Annotated in this window: 12 protein-coding genes; 7 read left to right on the forward strand and 5 right to left on the reverse strand. The window is 71.7% G+C overall.

Annotated elements, in window-relative coordinates; all coding sequences use genetic code 11:
- Positions 1 to 150: 150 nt before the first annotated feature.
- Entirely contained in the window at positions 151 to 621 is a 471-nt protein-coding gene (locus O1Q96_RS11375; RefSeq protein ID WP_269248050.1) for a pyrophosphohydrolase domain-containing protein, read from the reverse strand.
- Positions 622 to 773: 152 nt separating this feature from the next.
- Here O1Q96_RS11375 and O1Q96_RS11380 point away from each other — a divergent pair, with 152 nt between their 5' ends.
- From O1Q96_RS11380 to O1Q96_RS11395, 4 genes are all read left to right on the forward strand, one after another.
- Positions 774 to 1,934, forward strand: a complete 1,161-nt coding sequence (locus O1Q96_RS11380) for a peptidoglycan recognition protein family protein (RefSeq protein ID WP_269248051.1) — start codon at positions 774 to 776, stop codon at positions 1,932 to 1,934.
- A 187-nt stretch (positions 1,935 to 2,121) separates the two neighbouring features.
- A complete protein-coding gene (locus O1Q96_RS11385) occupies positions 2,122 to 2,574 on the forward strand; it encodes a hypothetical protein (protein WP_269248052.1) in 453 nt (150 codons plus the stop codon).
- Positions 2,575 to 2,650: 76 nt separating this feature from the next.
- The gene (locus O1Q96_RS11390) at positions 2,651 to 3,382 is read left to right on the forward strand and encodes a DUF7873 family protein (protein ID WP_269248053.1); all 732 of its coding nucleotides are present in this window, start codon (positions 2,651 to 2,653) and stop codon (positions 3,380 to 3,382) included.
- A gap of 700 nt (positions 3,383 to 4,082) precedes the next feature.
- Positions 4,083 to 6,122 carry an FUSC family protein gene (locus O1Q96_RS11395; protein ID WP_269248054.1) on the forward strand — a complete coding sequence of 680 codons (2,040 nt, stop codon included), beginning with the start codon at positions 4,083 to 4,085 and terminating at the stop codon, positions 6,120 to 6,122.
- Between the two features lie 22 nt (positions 6,123 to 6,144).
- On the opposite strand, the gene O1Q96_RS11400 is transcribed toward O1Q96_RS11395, so the two are convergent.
- Entirely contained in the window at positions 6,145 to 7,095 is a 951-nt protein-coding gene (locus O1Q96_RS11400; RefSeq protein ID WP_269248055.1) for an endonuclease/exonuclease/phosphatase family protein, read from the reverse strand.
- 254 nt (positions 7,096 to 7,349) lie between these two features.
- Here O1Q96_RS11400 and O1Q96_RS11405 point away from each other — a divergent pair, with 254 nt between their 5' ends.
- The 3 genes from O1Q96_RS11405 (at position 7,350) to O1Q96_RS11415 (ending at position 9,924) form a co-directional block, all read left to right on the forward strand.
- A complete protein-coding gene (locus O1Q96_RS11405) occupies positions 7,350 to 8,708 on the forward strand; it encodes an amidohydrolase (RefSeq protein ID WP_269248056.1) in 1,359 nt (452 codons plus the stop codon).
- A 177-nt stretch (positions 8,709 to 8,885) separates the two neighbouring features.
- On the forward strand, positions 8,886 to 9,581 hold the full coding sequence (locus O1Q96_RS11410; protein WP_269248057.1) for a DUF899 domain-containing protein: 696 nt from the start codon (positions 8,886 to 8,888) through the stop codon (positions 9,579 to 9,581).
- Between the two features lie 175 nt (positions 9,582 to 9,756).
- Complete coding sequence (locus O1Q96_RS11415; protein ID WP_217460360.1) at positions 9,757 to 9,924, forward strand: hypothetical protein; 168 nt, start codon at positions 9,757 to 9,759, stop codon at positions 9,922 to 9,924.
- A gap of 22 nt (positions 9,925 to 9,946) precedes the next feature.
- Here O1Q96_RS11415 and O1Q96_RS11420 read toward each other — a convergent pair whose 3' ends face one another.
- From O1Q96_RS11420 to O1Q96_RS11430, 3 genes are all read right to left on the reverse strand, one after another.
- Positions 9,947 to 11,809, reverse strand: a complete 1,863-nt coding sequence (locus O1Q96_RS11420; protein ID WP_269253570.1) for an ABC transporter ATP-binding protein — start codon at positions 11,807 to 11,809, stop codon at positions 9,947 to 9,949.
- 442 nt (positions 11,810 to 12,251) lie between these two features.
- Positions 12,252 to 12,710, reverse strand: coding sequence for a hypothetical protein (locus O1Q96_RS11425; protein WP_269248058.1), 459 nt, complete (start codon positions 12,708 to 12,710; stop codon positions 12,252 to 12,254).
- Positions 12,711 to 12,793: 83 nt separating this feature from the next.
- The gene (locus tag O1Q96_RS11430) at positions 12,794 to 13,393 is read right to left on the reverse strand and encodes an ATP-binding protein (protein ID WP_269248059.1); all 600 of its coding nucleotides are present in this window, start codon (positions 13,391 to 13,393) and stop codon (positions 12,794 to 12,796) included.
- Positions 13,394 to 13,500 lie beyond the last annotated feature (107 nt).

The raw sequence follows: 13,500 nt of genomic DNA on the forward strand, positions 1-13,500 counted from the left end.
ATGCGACCTCGGCTCGCGGAGCCGCATCCGAATATCCGCCGCTGCCCGCCGAACACCCTCCGTGCTCCCTCCCGACGGCCTCCCGTCCGTACCCCCACGCCCTTCCCGGTGGCCTCACTGTGTCTTCCGTGTGTGTGGCTCGCAGGGGTGTCAGCCGGCCGGTGGAGGCTCCCAGCCCTGCTTGCGCAGGACGTCCGACACGTCCGGCGCCCGGTAGTGCTCTCCCTTCAGGACCTTGCCGTCGGCCCGGCGGCTGACCCGGCCGTCGGGTCCGAGCTTCGTCATGTTGGCGCGGTGGATCTCGGCGATCACCGCGTCGAGGTCGATGCCGTGCACGAGCGCGGTGCCGTAGGCGACGTACACGACGTCCGCCAGCTCGTGCGCCAGCCTGTCGAGCGGCCCGGCCACGGAGACCTCCGCCACCTCTGCGGCCTCCTCGGCCAGCAACTCCCCACGGTGAGCAGCCAGTTCCGGAGACACCTCGGTCGGAGTCGCGCGGATGCCGAGCCCGAACGCCAGATGGAACTCGCGGACCAATCGCGCGGGCGAGTCGGGCGAGGAGGGGCTCGGGGAGGAGGAAGCGGAGGAAGGAGAGGGAGGGGGAGAGGCGGAAGGCTGCATCACGGGACTCTATCGGGGGTCGCGGATCGTACCGGCGGTTCGAACATCTATGATCCTTGCGTCTTCAAGCATGGCTGGAGCGTGGCTTCGCGCACCCCACACGCCCCCGCGGCCGTCAGGCAGGAACGACCAGGAACACCTAAGGAACCCCCATGACTGTTCCCCCCACCACTCCCTCCGCTCCTTCCGACTCTCCCGCCTCGCATCGCGCCCCGTCACGTGTCACGCGACGCGGGCTGATCGGTGCCGCGGGCGCGGTCGCGGCGGGCGCCGCGCTCACGCCGGTCGTGATGGCCAACACCGCATCGGAAGCGGCTGGTTCGGACGCCACCGCCTCCGAGCCCGGCACGACCACGGAGACCTTCCCCAAGACCCGTGCCAAGGCGGCCAAGGGCGAGGCCCCCGTCGAGGCGGCCTTCCCCATCGGCTACGTGGGCGTGCGCTGGAGCGGCACCGGCAAGGCCGCCGGCGGCGGCATCCGGCTGACCGACGCCGACGGCGCCAAGGGCGCCTGGAAGTCCCTGAGCGGCAACGGCTGTTCGGACAGCAACGGCGGCGCGCTGCTCATCCCCGCGGACCAGGCCTCGGGCTACGAGCTGAAGGCCCCGGACGGTGCCACGGGTCTGCGCTCGCTCGCCATCGACACCACGCAGGGCCCGGCGCGCAAGGTGGCCGTGCCGGAGGACACCACGCGCGTACGAGGCGTCGCCTACCTGTCGCGTGCGGCCTGGGGCGCGGACGAGAAGCTCCGCTTCAAGCCGGACGGCACGGAGAACACGCCGACGGCGTACTACCCCTTCCAGACCCTCACGGTCCACCACACCGCCACGGCCAACAACGACCCGGACCCGGCCGCCACGGTGCGCGCGATCTACCAGCTGCACGCGATCACCAACGACTGGGGCGACATCGGCTACCACTTCCTCATCGACGAGAAGGGCAACATCTACGAGGGCCGCTACTCGGGCGACGACGGCATCCCGGCCCACGACCCGGACGGCAAACTCGTGACCGCCTTCCACGTGGGCGGCTTCAACTCGGGCAACCTCGGCATCGCCCTCCTCGGCAACCTGATGGAGCAGGGCCCGACCGACGCCGCGCGCAAGGCCCTCACGGGCCTGGTCCGCGCCCTGACCCGCTTCCACGGCGTCGACCCGCAGGCCAAGGTCACGTACACCAACCCGATCAACGGCACCACCAGGGACGTCGACGAGATCAGCGGCCACCGCGACTGGATGGCGACGGAGTGCCCGGGCGAAGTGATGTACACGGAGCTGGCGACGCTGCGGAAGGCTGTGGCGGGCGGGAGCTGAGCCGGCCGGAACCGGGTCGGGCTCCGGCTGTTCCGGCCGGAGCCGAGTTCGGCGGGGTGGCCGTGGCTGTGGGCCGGGCCACCCCGCCGACCTGGTAGGAGTCCGAGGGGTTCCTGCCCCACGTGCGTGAGCGTTGTCGGCCGCTCCCGCTAACGTTGGTTTCCCGGAAGGCGACGAAGGGGACCCGATGGACGCGGAGTTGACGGCGTTGGCGGCGGCGGGGGCCACGGCTCTCGTGCAGCAGATGGTGAGCGACGGCTGGGGGAACGTACGGGACCGGGTTGTCGTCCTGTTCTCACGGGGACGTGACGAAGAGGCTGTCGCGGGCGAGTTGGAGGAGTCGCGGGCCGATCTGGTCGCCGCGCGGAACGACGACGACGAGGACGCCGCGGCCGACGTACAGGCGTCCTGGCGCAGCCGGCTCCGCCGCACCCTGCGTGACGACCCGGAGGCGGCGGCGGAACTGCGCGCCCTGCTGGCCGAGTTGGGCCCGCCGCCCACGCCCCCTGCGACGAGCATCGCCTACAACACGATCAGCGGCAGTGTGACCAACGGCGCGGCGGTTCAGGCGCATACGGTGGGGGGCAGCCTGACGATCGGGGACACGCGGTCGGCCGGAGATCCACGGCGAGGCGGGTGACGACGGGGCACGTCGAGACCGTAGGCGCTCAAAAACCCTTCGATCAGGGGCCGTTGCCGCTGCTACCGTCACCGGTGTGGCGAAACTCAATCAGATCATCGCAGTCGAGAAGGGCATCAAGTCCAAGTCCCATCAGGACCTGACGGCTGCCCATCACGGGCTGCAGAAGCCGGCCCTGCTGGCCGGAATCTCGCGTACGTATCAGCCCAAGGACGAAGAGGGCGAGCAGCTGCCGCCCGAGTCGACGCGGGTGCAGGTGCAGGCGGAGGACGTGCTGCGGGACACCGCGGCGACGCTGACCCGGCTGTTCGATGTGACCGCCACCAAGGACTGGGCCAACTGTGAGGCCCGCGCGGACGTGAAGGTCGACGGGCGGGTGCTCGTCGCCGACGTCCCGGTGTCCTATCTGCTCTTCCTCGAGAAGCAGCTCACCGATCTCAACACCTTCGTGCGGAAGCTGCCCGTGCTCGACGCCTCCGAGTCGTGGGTGCAGGACCCGTCGACCGACGCGTGGAAGACCGAGCCGGTCAGGACGCTGCGGACGAAGAAGGTTCCCCGCAACCACGTGAAGGCGGAGGCCACCGACAAGCACCCGGCGCAGGTCGAGGTGTACTACGAGGACATCCCGGTCGGGTACTGGACCACCGTCAAGTTCTCGGGTGCCCTTCCCGCCCGGCGCGTCAACGAACTGCTCGACCGGGTCGAGAAGCTCCAGCAGGCCGTCAAGTTCGCCCGGGAGGAAGCGAACGGCGCGGAGGTCACCGACCAGCGCGTCGGGGACGCTGTCTTCGGCTACCTGTTCGGGTAGTTCGGGTACTCTCAAAGACTCCCCGGTCCCTTGTGACCGGGGTGCGCGAGGAGCGCAAGCTGAACCTGAAGCTTGTCGTGACTGCGCGGTTCCAGTGGAGGTTCGAGTCCTCCCCGCGGCACCGACCCGGCACCCGTACACGTCGTACAGGGTGTCTCGCGCCGCGGTAGCCCAATTGGCAGAGGCAGACCGCGATCAATCTCAGACTATTGCTCCAGACTCAGCATTCGCCGCCGATCGCCGGATCGACCGGACCCAGGCTCCGGGCGTCGAAATGCCGGTTCAAGTCCGGCCCGCACAGCTCGATGTGCGGTGGTCCAAAGGCAGGACGCGGCGACATAACACTGACCTGGGTCCTCAAGCGTGCCGGCGTGCCACATGGGCGGCATCACAGGGCTCGGAGGCCGGCTACGCCTCCGAGCCCGCTCCCGTTCGAGCGCCCGGGGCCTGCTTCCGCTTCCTGGCGGCCCGCGGCCGGTCCGCTCCCGCAGTCACGCATCAGGTCCGGTCCCACGACCGTGCACCCGGCCCCTCCTGATTGCGTACATAAAGAACGCGGCCCTCCCGACGATCGTCACACCGCCGAAACGTATACGTCCCATACGCTCCAGAAGTCCCGCCTACCGTGGACACCACCGCCCAGGCCGACGTCGCCCGAAGGCAAACACCTCGCCCTCGAACCGACAGGAGCCCCTCGCCCGTGGTCGTTCCTCGCCCGTTCTCCGCCGCTTCCCAGGTCCTTCCGCCCTGGCTCACCCACGCGCTGCGCACGCAGCGGGGCCCGGTGCCGTGGAACGCCGTCGTGCGCGGGGCGCTCGCCGCCGGACCGCTGCTGCTCGCGGCGGTTCTCGCGGGGCGGGAGTCCCTCGGTGTCATGGCCGCCCTCGGCGCCATGCTCGCCGGGATCAACGACCGGCCCGGGAGCCGGCGGGTCGCCGTGCACCGGATCGGGGTGCCCGCGCTGGCCGGGGCCGCGGGGCTCGTCGTCGGTACGTACGCAGGGGAGGGCCTCGGGGCCGTTCCGCTGACCCTGATACTCACGGCCCTCGGGCTGCTCGCCGGAGCCGTGAGTGCTGTGGGACCCGTCGCCTCGGGGGCCGGGACGCAGTTGCTCGTCGCCGCGGCCATCGGGGCCGGGATGCCGTTGCCCGAGGCCGGCTGGCAGCGGGCTCTGGTCTTTCTCGCCGGCGCCGGCTGGCTGATCGTACTGCGGCTCGCGTTGCCCACGCCCGGGACGAAATCCGGGGCCCTGGCCGTCGATTTTCGGTTCGACGGGGAGCGGGACGCCGTCGCGGACGTCTACGACGCCGTCGCCGGGCTGCTGACAGCTGTCGGCGGCGGGCAGGCCGGGGCCCGGCGGGCCGCCCTCACCGCCGCGCTCGATCACGCCCAGGACGCGCTCGCGGGTCCGCGGCTGCGGCGGTACGCCAGCTCCTCGGCCGAGCGGCGGCTGCGGGCGCAGTACGCGGCCGCGCTGCCGCTCGCCGAGGCCGCGACCGCGCTGGCCTGGGCGGGGGACGCCCTGCCCGCCCGTACCGCGGAGGGGCCGCGCCGGCTCGCCGCCGCCGTGCGGACCGGGGCACCCTGCGGGCCGCTGCCCGCGCCCGCCCGGACCGTACCCGGACTGCGGGCCCTCGACGACGCGCTGCTGCATGCCGCCGAAGCCTTCGACCGCGGCGGCAAGAAGACCGGGAGTACCGGGAACGCCGGGGGTGCCGGGGGTGGCGAGGGCACCCGGGACGCCGGGAGCGTCAGGAGTGCCCGGTACGCCGGAGGCAGGGACGGCCAGGAGCCGGGCGTCCGCGGTGACGCCGGCAGCCATCCGCTCGGACGCGGCGCCGAGCAGACCGCACGCAAGGGACTGCACCTACGGCCCCTGCGCGCCAAAGCACTCCTGCGCACCGTCACCGGCACGGCAGGGCGCGAGTACGGATTCCGTGTCGCCCTCTGCTACGGCGCCAGCGCCGCCGTCGCGCAGGCACTGCACCACGTGCACTGGTACTGGCTGCCCGCGACCGCCGTGTTCCTCGTGAAGCCGGACCTCGGCCCGCTCGTCTCACGCGTACTGAACCGGGCCGCCGGCACCGTCCTCGGCGCCCTCGTCTTTGCGGGGTTCGCGGCGGTGCTGCCCCGGCCCGAGGGACTCGTCGCGCTCGTGGCGGTCAGCGGCGCCCTCATCCCCGTCGCCACCCGGCACTTCGCCGCGCAGACGGCCGTGGTCACCGTCCTCGTGCTCGCCCTCGTCATCGTCGGCGGTGAGCCGGAAGCCTCCTGGAGCCGTATCGGCGAGACGCTGCTGGCCTGCGCGATCGTGCTGATCGTCGGGCACCTGCCGGCTCCGGGGCAGCGCGGAGGGAACGTGAAGGCACGCCTGGCCTCCGCCACCGACGCCGCGCACGCCTACCTCACGCACGTGCTGAACGCCACCGACGACCGGGCCGCCCGCTGGGCGCTGCGCCGCGAGGCCTACCGGACGCTGGCCGAGGCCCGCGCCGCGATCGACCGGGCCTCCGCCGAACTGCCCACCCTGGCCCGCCACACGGAAGGCACCGACGAGGTCGCCGCCACCCTGGAACGCCTGGTGGACACCACCACCGCCTGTGCCGTGCACCTCGACGACACGGGACGGCTCACCCCGCGGCACACCGAACGCCTCGCCACGCTCCTCGACGAACTCGTCGACCAGCGGGAACGCGCCGGGCTCGCGGCGGAGTCCCCGCCCGGGCTGCGCAGCGCCTGAGAACGGCTGCCGCACCGCTCCCTCAGGGTTCTATGCGTGCCCACACCGGCGCGTGGTCCGACCCCGCGGCGTCCCGGCGCGCGGCCGGATCCTCGTCGACCGACGGCAGCGGCGTCTCCTGGACCGGGGCGCCCGTCCCGGCCCCGGTCACATGGTCGAGGAGCAGACGGCTGACCAGTATGTGGTCGATCAGTTCGGGGCGCCCGGCATGGACGCGGGAGAAACGCTGCTCCTCCGGGATGAGGGGCGCGATGTTCCACAGCCGTGCCGCGTCGCCCCGGTCGGGCCGCTCGAAGCCGACCGTGCCGATCTCCGAGCCGGCCGGACCTAGCGGGATCTGGGTCGTGGCGGCCGCGACCTCGTCGTTGAGGTCGCCGAGCACGGCCACGTTCCGCTTCTTGCCCTTGCCGTCGAGGAGACCGTCGGCGACGGTCCGCAGCGTCGTGGCCTCGGCGGCACGCCGGAACAGGGCGTACGCGCCGTAGCGGGCCCGCTCGCCCTCGTCCCGTGGCTGGAACCGCTTGCCCGGGTACGTCAGCAGCTTCGACTTCAGATGGCAGACCGCCGCAGACAGGGTCATGCCCTGGGCGGTCATCTCCACGGCCAGGATTCCGCGGCCCGTCCGGGGCACCGGTTCACCGTCGTCGTCGCCCTGGACCGCCCGCAGGGGTGGGGGAAAGTCGTTGGTGTCCGTGATCGTCCGCGGCGCCGTCCGGCTGAGGAAACCGACCCTGATGCCGCGGCTGTCCGGATGCTCCGAGAGCACGATGTGCCAGTCCCCGTCCAGCATCCCGGCCAGGTCCTCCAGGGCCTCCGGGTCGCCGACCTCCTGCACGCCGAGCAGCGTGGGATCGAGCTCCCTGACGACGGCCGCCAGGGAGGTGAGTTTCGCCTTGTACGCGGCCTCGGTGCGGGGGCCGAACGCGCCGCCCGGCCGGTACAGGTTCTCCAGGTTCCAGGTGCCGAGCAGCATGCCGGGCTCCTTCCCGGACGCGCCACGTCCAAGGGGCGCCGCCCGTCGAATGGTGAGGCCAGCGTGCGCGTGAAACCGCCAGGGCGACAGGGCGGGGGCAGGGTGCGCGGTTCACGTCACCCGGCGGCACGATCCCGCCGTACGGTGGCGTGATGACCTCGCCCGAGCCCACGCCCGACGCGAAGACCCACCCGAGTCCCTCGGACCCTGCGCAGTCAGGCCCGAGTTCCCCGGCCCACGCGAGGACCGGTCCGATGTCCCCGGCCCACGCGAAGAGCGCCGCTGATCTCATCATCAGCGCATGTACCGCCCTCGTGCACGACGATCATGAACAGATCGGCTTCGTCGAGGACGCCACCATCGTCGTACGCGACGGCCGCATCGAGGCGATCACCACCGGGCCGGTCGGCCTCCCCGCCCACGAACGCATCGACGCCCGGGGCCAGGTCGCGATGCCCGGCCTCGTCAACTGCCATACCCACGCTCCGATGGTCACCCTGCGCGGCATTGCCGAGGACCTGCCCGTCGATGAGTGGTTCAACGACTTCGTGTGGCCCATCGAGTCCAACCTCCAGGAGAAGGACGTGGAGTTGGGCGCGCGGCTCGCCTGCGCCGAGATGATCCGCGGCGGTGTCACCTGCTTCGCGGACCACTACTTCTCGATGGACACCGTCGCCGCCGTGACCGCCGAGAGCGGCCTGCGCGCCAACCTCGGGCAGGCCTTCTTCTCCTCCCAGGGCGCGGCGGGCCGCGAGCGCTCCCTCGACTTCGCCCTCCGCAACCGCGACACCGCAGAGGGCCGCATCACCACCTCGCTCGCCCCGCACGCGCCCTACACCGTGGACGACTCCGACCTCGCCGCCACCGCGGAACTCGCCGCGGAACACGGCCTGTTGGTGCACATCCACGCCTCCGAGAACCGTGACCAGGCGGAGGCCGGCCTCGCCCGCCACGGCCGTACACCCATCGAGACCCTGGCCGCCACCGGCCTCCTCGACACGGACCTGCTCCTCGCGCACGGCACCGGCATCATGGAACGCGACCTGCCCGTCCTCGCCCGCGCGACCGGCCGGATCGCCGTGGCCAGCGCCCCGCGCGGCTACCTCAAGTTCGCCTGGCCCACGACCACTCCGGTACGCGCCCTGCGTGAACTCGGCATCTCCGTGGGACTCGCCACGGACGGGGCGGCGTCCAACAACTCCCTGGACGTATGGGAGTCCATGGCGCTCACCGCGCTCGTCCAGAAGTTCACCGAGGCCGACGCCCGCTGCCTGACGTCACGTCAGGCCCTGCACCACGCGACGCTGCAGAGCGCCCGGGCCGTCGGACTCGGGCAGGAGATCGGGAGCCTCGCGCCGGGACGCAGGGCCGACATCATCCTGGTCGACCTGACCGGCCCGCACACCCAGCCCGTCCACGACCTCGCGGCCACCCTCGTGCACAGCGCCCGCGCCGGTGACGTACGCACGACGATCGTCGACGGCCGGATCCTCATGCGCGACCGCGAGCTTCTGACCCTCGACGTCCCGGCGGTCGTACGGGAGATGAACGAGCGCATGCCCGCACTCATCGACCGGAGCCACGGGAAGCGCATCCAGGACTACGACACCTGAGACGCACCCGGGCCGGACACGAGAAGCCGCCGGGCCCGATACAGAAGGCCGCCGGGCCGCGGACCTCGGAGGATGCCGGCCCGGACACGTACGGAAAAGAAAATCCCCGCCCCACCGATGAGTTCCGCTCGTCCCTTCGGTCCACCTGGGAGATGGCACCGCACCGAAGGAGCAGCGATGACACTTCCGCCGATCGCCTCGCGCGAGGAGTGGCGCGCCGCGCGCGAGGAACTGCTGGCCAAGGAGAAGGCCGCGACCCGTGCGCGGGACGCCCTCAACGCGGAGCGGCGACGTCTGCCCATGGTCGAGATCGGCAAGGAGTACGTCTTCGAGGGCGGCGACGGCAAGGCGACGCTGTTCGACCTCTTCGCAGGACGGCATCAACTTGTCGTCCATCACTTCATGTTCGCGCCCGAGTGGGACGCGGGCTGCCGCAGCTGCTCGGCGTTCGTCGACCAGATCGCGCACCTCGCGCACCTGCGCGCGCGGGACACCGAACTGGCCGTGGTCTCCCGGGCGCCCTACACGAAAATCCTGCCCTTCAAGGCGCGGATGGGGTGGACCGTGCCCTGGTACTCGTCGTACGGGAACGACTTCAACCACGACTTCCTGGCGTCGGTCCAAGGCACGGAGGGCGAGGAGCCCCATGAGCGGCCGGGGGTGAGCTGCTTCCTCCGCGACCGGGACCGGGTCTTCCACACCTACTCGGCCTACGAGCGCGGACTCGACGGACTGGGCTCCACCACGAGTTTCCTGGACCTCACCGCCCTCGGCCGGCAGGAGGAATGGGAGCGGCCCGCGGGGCGCGCGTCGGCCCTGGGCGCGCCCGCGGGCAGTGAGCGGATCCGGTACCACGACGAATACGAGGACTGAGCGCGTGCCCCCGCGAGGGAGGCGTGGGGCAGGCGGAGAGCGACCGCACGATCCACTGTGACCGTGTGTCGACTACGTCTCAGTGCCGTCACTTCGCGAGACCTTCACCCCATGATTGGCGTTTAACTCTTCAAGAGCTCTCAGAAGAGCGGCGCGAACATGGAGGTGCAGGGTGGTGAACGGGCGAACGGTGCTGGAGCGCTTTCCCGCCGGTGGGCCGCGTGGATCATGGCCCGCGGAAGAGTTCGCGCATGCGCGCCGCCTCGAGGGACAGCACGTCGAGGTCGTGATGGACCTGTCCACGGACACCTTCCTGGTCGTCGTGCGGGAGCTCGCCGAGTGAGCGGGGCCGGCCGGCGCGGATCTCAGCCCGCCTTCGGGGCCGGTACCTTCACCGAGAACTGCCCGGCCTGCAGTCCGTACAGCTCCGCGTAGACCCCTCCCGTGGAGAGCAGCTCGTCCGGGGTGCCGGACTCCACGAGACGGCCCTGGTCGAGGACGTGCACCAGATCGGCGTGGCGCACCGACGCCAGCCGGTGCGTGATCAGGATGACCGTCTGACCGGTGCCCGCCAGAGCCCGGATCTTCTCGAAGACCTCCAGTTCGGCGCGTGCGTCGAGGGCCGCCGTCGGCTCGTCCACGACGAGGATCGCGCCCCGTCGGTACGCCGCCCGTGCGATACCGAGCCGCTGCCACTGGCCGCCCGACAGCTCGTGCCCGCCGCTGAACATCCGGGCCAGCAGTGTGTCGAGACCCCGCGGCAGGTCCGCCACCACGTCCTCGGCGCCCGCCTCGGTGACGGCCTCGCCCAGCCGCTCGTCGGTGAGCGGCGCGGAGGCCCGGCCGATCGCGACGTTCACCCGGGCCGTGAACGGCCACCTCTTGAAGTCCTGCGCCACCATCGCGATCCGCTCGGCGAGTTGCCGCCGGTCGGCGGTCGCCGCGTCGACGTCGTCCCACAGGATCCGGCCGCGCTGTGGCGCGTACAGCCCTGACAGCAGCTTGACCAGGGTGGTCTTCCCGGAACCGTTCTCCCCGACGAGCGCCACGATCTTGCCGAGCGGCACGCTGAGCGACAGGTCCGACAGAGCGGGCCGGGCGGCGCTGCCCGGATAGGTGAACGTGACGTTCTCGAAGCGGATCTCGCGCGGCTTCTCGGGCAGCGGTTCGCCGCCGACGGGGATCGTGCGCCCGGCCGCCTCCACGTGCAGGCGTTGCAGATCCCCGACGAACAGGGCCTCCTCGTGCAGGGTGTTGACCTCCAGGACGAGCGTGTCGAGATTCGCGGAGCCCGTGCGGATCGCGATGACCGCCGTGCCCGCCACGGACAGCGCCATCGCGCCGGCCAGCAGCAGCCAGCCGAGAGTCGCGTACGTCGCCACGGTCGCGAGCCCCGTCCAGGTGGCCGCGATCAGACCGGTCCGTGCCTCCAGGCGGGCGAGGCGGGCCTGTTCGGTCTCGGCGGCCTCCGACATGGAGCGGAAGTGCTTCAACAGGAACGGGCCGACGCCGTGGACGCGGATCTCCGGCGCGGCGGCGGGCTCGGTGAGCAGACCGCTGATCAGGCGGCCGGCCCTGGCGTGCTGCACCCAGGCGTGCCACGACGCGTAGCGGCGCCGGGCGATGGTCAGGGCGCTCCACGCGCTCGGCAGCGTCATCGTCACCAGCAGCGGCAGCAGCGCCGGGTGCAGCACCGTCAGGACGCCCGCAGCCGCGATCAGCGAGATCATCGCGTTCACCACGCGTGTGGCGATCCCGATCATGCGCCGGGCGGACGAGGCACCGTACTGCGCGGTGTCCAGCAGCTTGTGGAAGGCCTCGTCCTCGATCGCCGACAGTTCGACCACCGCGGCCCGCTCCAGATACTGCTCCGTCGCGACACGCTCCACCTTCGGCTCGAGGCGGCCGGTGGCGTACGTCGAGGCGGCCCGCAGCAGCGCGGCGAGCAGCATCACCACGGCGACCGTGACGAGCGCGGGCACCGCTTCCCGCAGCCTGTCCGCGACCTGGCCGCGCTCCATCAGGCGCCCCAGGACGCTGTTGACCGCCAGCAGGCTCACCGCCTGCGCCAGCCCGCGGCCCACCTCCGCGCCCAGGACGATCCGCGCGGCCCGGCGGTCCGCCTGCCAGGCCAGCCGGAAACTGGACGCGAGCAGTGCGGGCAGCCGCGTCACCATGGCACGGAAGTTCAGCTCCATGAACGCGTTGGAATGCTGCGACCAGCCCATGTCGTAGCGCAACGGCCCGCCGAACAGCAGCCGTTCGGACTCGGAGGGCTCGGGGCCGTCGCCTGTCCCGCTCTTCTTGCCGACGGACCCGGAGGATGCCTCTTCCTGCTTCGTGGCTCCCGCGGTCTTCCTCGGTTTCGCGGCTCCCGTCGTGTTGCTCGGTTTCCCGGGTCCCTTCGTCTTCCCCGGCTTACCGGATCCCGCCGACGCAGTGCCCTCCGATGATTCCACCGATTCAGCAGACCCCACCGATGACCTCCCCGATCGTGGACGAACGGCCACTATCGCGGCGGAGGGCGCCGTCGGGCAGGGCGCGCGCACGCTCCGTCACGGCGTGACCGGAGCACGCCCGGGCGCTTGTGGCCGCGCGCTGTGCCATGACCGGGAACGCGCGCCTCCACGCGCCCGGGCACCGGGGGAGTTCCTGCGACGAAGCCGCGAATCAGGCGCTGATCTGCCGGGTCCAGGCCGGTGGCGTCCCGGTCAGCCGGCACAGGGCCAGGTAGAGGGGGATCGGCGGGGTGTACGGCAGGGTGCTGTCCGGCGTGTGGATCAGTCCGGGGAAACCGGGCGAGGCGGGGACGAGCGCACCCGTGGCGTAGTGCGCGGGCGCCGGCCAGTCGAGGGCGACATCGGAGTCGGAGGGCACGAGCCACCACCAGTGCGTGCTGTCGGCGTACACACAGCCGACGCGCGGCAGCCGGGGCATCAGGAGCGGGCCGAGTCTCGCGGGCATCGCCACCGCGTCACAGCCCAGCGGGGCCCGCATGCCCTCCGGCACGGTCAGCGGCCGTGGCGCGCCCGCGCCCGCGCCCGACGCCGTCCGGCCGCGCTCGATGCGGACCAACGTGTCCAGGCTCAGCACCCGTGACGCACCGACCGAGCCAGCCCTCACACCCATTCGGCCCCCGTCCGTTCTCGCAGTTTTCCGGTCTGGGTCTCGCGATGTCCGAACCGGCCGGAGACCGGCTGGAACGATTCAGGTCAAAACCATCCATGCCCGGCCGCGGGCGGGTGTATCCCCGTCGGCGAGGAGCCGGCTGGGGCCGGCCGGCTCCTCGCACTCCAGCCCAGGTCCGACCGCGGCTCGGCGCCGTTGTTCGCCGAGCGCGGCAGATCGGCCCAGACCAGCAGTCCGGGACCGGTTTCCTGGGCGCCCCAGGCAGTGCACATCGCCGCGACGAGAAGCAGTCCCCTCCCGTGCTCCTCCTCGGGACGCTGTGGCGACGGGTGGGGCTCACCCGGCGCACATCCCTCGTCACGGACTGCTATCCGCACCAGGTCCTCGCCGTCGTGCAGCTCGCACACCACATGGCGGCTCGCCGTGTGCACTATGGCGTTGGTGACCAGTTCGGAGACGACGAGCTCTGCCGTGTCACAGGTGTCCTCGCAGACCGCCCATCCCGAGAGCCGGGCGCGCGTCAGGTGCCGGGCCTGTGCAGGGGAGCCCGGATGTGCGGCCAGCTCGAAGCGGAACCGGCGCTCGGCGGCAGTGTCGGGGCATACCCCGGCAGTGGCACCAAGACGGAACCGGTCCTCGGCGGCGTCTGTTCCTAACGGCGCGGACGGAATCACGCTTGCCACTATCTCCCCGTCGTGAACACTTGGCAAGTGTCACTCTGAAAATTGCAGAGTGCAGTGTTCTGTGCGGTATGGCCATGGCACACTGCTCGCAACAGCACGTGGCGCGG

This window comes from Streptomyces aurantiacus (genome assembly GCF_027107535.1).
GTDB lineage: Bacteria > Actinomycetota > Actinomycetes > Streptomycetales > Streptomycetaceae > Streptomyces.

What these genes read in the sequence shown, in the direction of transcription:
- O1Q96_RS11375 (WP_269248050.1), bottom strand. Translation starts at nt 621, where the DNA reads ATGCAGCCTTCCGCCTCTCCCCCTCCCTCTCCTTCCTCCGCTTCCTCC.
- O1Q96_RS11380 (WP_269248051.1), top strand. Translation starts at nt 774, where the DNA reads ATGACTGTTCCCCCCACCACTCCCTCCGCTCCTTCCGACTCTCCCGCC.
- O1Q96_RS11385 (WP_269248052.1), top strand. Translation starts at nt 2,122, where the DNA reads ATGGACGCGGAGTTGACGGCGTTGGCGGCGGCGGGGGCCACGGCTCTC.
- O1Q96_RS11400 (WP_269248055.1), bottom strand. Translation starts at nt 7,095, where the DNA reads ATGCTGCTCGGCACCTGGAACCTGGAGAACCTGTACCGGCCGGGCGGC.
- O1Q96_RS11405 (WP_269248056.1), top strand. Translation starts at nt 7,350, where the DNA reads ATGTCCCCGGCCCACGCGAAGAGCGCCGCTGATCTCATCATCAGCGCA.
- O1Q96_RS11410 (WP_269248057.1), top strand. Translation starts at nt 8,886, where the DNA reads ATGACACTTCCGCCGATCGCCTCGCGCGAGGAGTGGCGCGCCGCGCGC.
- O1Q96_RS11420 (WP_269253570.1), bottom strand. Translation starts at nt 11,809, where the DNA reads ATGGGCTGGTCGCAGCATTCCAACGCGTTCATGGAGCTGAACTTCCGT.
- O1Q96_RS11425 (WP_269248058.1), bottom strand. Translation starts at nt 12,710, where the DNA reads ATGGGTGTGAGGGCTGGCTCGGTCGGTGCGTCACGGGTGCTGAGCCTG.